Here is a 204-nt window from a genome sequence, read left to right as displayed (position 1 = left end):
CCACACCGAAACGAAGGGTGATTAGCTCAGCTGGGAGAGCATCTGCCTTACAAGCAGAGGGTCGGCGGTTCGATCCCGTCATCACCCACCATTCGCTTCATGTGTTACGCGCAGCGGTAGTTCAGTCGGTTAGAATACCGGCCTGTCACGCCGGGGGTCGCGGGTTCGAGTCCCGTCCGCTGCGCCATATTCGGTAACCTGGAA

Annotated in this window: 2 tRNA genes; both read left to right on the top strand. The window is 59.3% G+C overall.

Features of this window, described 5'->3' with window-relative positions:
- Window positions 1–15: 15 nt before the first annotated feature.
- Window positions 16–91, top strand: a tRNA-Val gene (locus ACI77I_RS32365).
- Between the two features lie 19 nt (window positions 92–110).
- A tRNA-Asp gene (locus ACI77I_RS32360) sits at window positions 111–187 on the top strand.
- The last annotated feature ends 17 nt before the right edge of the window (window positions 188–204 follow it).

The organism is Pseudomonas sp. D47 (genome assembly GCF_045447305.1).
GTDB lineage: Bacteria > Pseudomonadota > Gammaproteobacteria > Pseudomonadales > Pseudomonadaceae > Aquipseudomonas.
The sequence above is the reverse complement of the archived record's forward strand: the minus strand, read 5'-3'. Positions and strand labels throughout refer to the sequence as shown.